Origin of the sequence: Terrisporobacter muris (genome assembly GCF_024621905.1) — a bacterium.
Lineage (GTDB): Bacteria > Bacillota > Clostridia > Peptostreptococcales > Peptostreptococcaceae > Terrisporobacter > Terrisporobacter muris.
Genome location: NZ_JANKBY010000536.1, coordinates 1 through 1,522, shown reverse-complemented (window position 1 = coordinate 1,522; position 1,522 = coordinate 1). Strand labels below are relative to the sequence as shown.

At 27.3% G+C, this 1,522-nt stretch carries 2 protein-coding genes; one reads left to right on the top strand and one right to left on the bottom strand.

What is annotated here, in order from left to right:
• The first annotated feature begins 124 nt into the window (after window positions 1-124).
• Complete coding sequence (locus tag NSA58_RS20070; protein ID WP_039681113.1) at window positions 125-1,009, top strand: sigma-70 family RNA polymerase sigma factor; 885 nt, start codon at window positions 125-127, stop codon at window positions 1,007-1,009.
• 100 nt (window positions 1,010-1,109) lie between these two features.
• Here NSA58_RS20070 and NSA58_RS20065 read toward each other — a convergent pair whose 3' ends face one another.
• Window positions 1,110-1,340 (bottom strand): hypothetical protein, encoded by a 231-nt coding sequence (locus tag NSA58_RS20065; RefSeq protein WP_039681112.1) that lies wholly within the window; start codon window positions 1,338-1,340, stop codon window positions 1,110-1,112.
• Window positions 1,341-1,522: the final 182 nt, after the last annotated feature.

Genomic DNA, 1,522 nt, shown 5'->3' with positions numbered 1-1,522 from the left:
TTATAAAATATACAAAGAACATGCATTTTTTCATAAAGTGAAACATACTATAGTTGATATAGACGAAATATGTTTTTACCGATTTTTTTAATGAACAATATGTATAAAGAAGGGGTTAGATTATATGGGGGCTAAAAAAGAGCATACTTATGAGAATTATGTTTTTGGAGATTCATCATCTTCATCAAATGCTATGAAAATGTATTTAAAAGAGATTGAAGAATACAAAATGCTAACACCGAATGAAGAAATTGAATTGGCAAAAGAGATAGATGACTCTATACCTGAAGCTAAAGAAAAATTTATCAATGCCAATTATAGACTAGTTGTCAGTATTGCAAAAAAGTACAGAAAAGAAAATGTTGATATGCTAGATTTGATTCAAGCTGGAAATATAGGTTTAATCAAAGCAGTTGAAAAATATGACTACAAAAAAGGCTTTAAGTTTAGTACCTATGCAACTTGGTGGATAAAACAAAGCATCACAAGATATATTGATGATTGCGAGAATACCATAAGAATTCCAGTTCATCTTCATCAAAGAATAAACTTCATTAAAAGGAAAAAACAAGAGTTATCTAATGAATTACAAAGAGAGCCGTCATTAGATGAACTAGCTGAAGTATGCGATATGGAGCCTGATAAAATTCTTGAGATACTAAAAAGAGATAAAAATGTAGTATCTTTAGACACTCCTATTAAAGAAGATGAAGATAGTTCTTTAGTAGAATTTATACCATCAGATGCAAATTTAGATGATGTAGTTATTCATGAAGTGGAACAAAAAAATCTTCGAGAGAAGATAGATGAGCTTCTTACAGGACTTAATGATCAAGAACAAAAAGTATTAAGAATGAGATTTGGATTAGACGATGATGATCCGAAGACTCTAGAAGAAATAGGAAAAGTATTTGGGGTTACAAGAGAGAGAATTAGACAAATTGAAGCTAAGGCTATTAGGAAGTTGAGACATCCTAGTAGACTTAAGCAACTAAAAAATTTCTATTAAATTTAATATTAAATGGGTGATTATAAATTTGTAATCACCTATTTTTATGTAAAAAATTATTTTAAACAATAGTGTGCGTATGTATGTTAATAGTAAAAGCCTAAGTCCTTTTATTTGTTAAGATATATAGCTGCATAGCAGATTTTCTGATTAAGTAGTTAAAATAATAATCATCTTCATGATTTTCATCGATATTATAAAGCTTAGTGACATCCATACCAAGCAATAGATTTAAACTGTTTATGCGATTAAACTGTATGCAAACGTTTAACAAGAAATAAACAAGACTTAAGGATAGTAAGGAAAAAATAACAATAACTGTACCACTCATAATAAAACCTCCCATGAAATCTTTTATTAAGAAAATTGTACTATACTTATTCCTTACTTTCACTATAAAAAAAACTACATTAATTTTGTAAATAATAAAAAAAAATATGCCAATATTTAAAATAATACAAATAACTACAAATATATACAAACGAAATTTGTAGATAATTATATTTATGTTAT

What these genes read in the sequence shown, in the direction of transcription:
- NSA58_RS20070 (WP_039681113.1), top strand. Translation starts at nt 125, where the DNA reads ATGGGGGCTAAAAAAGAGCATACTTATGAGAATTATGTTTTTGGAGAT.
- NSA58_RS20065 (WP_039681112.1), bottom strand. Translation starts at nt 1,340, where the DNA reads ATGAGTGGTACAGTTATTGTTATTTTTTCCTTACTATCCTTAAGTCTT.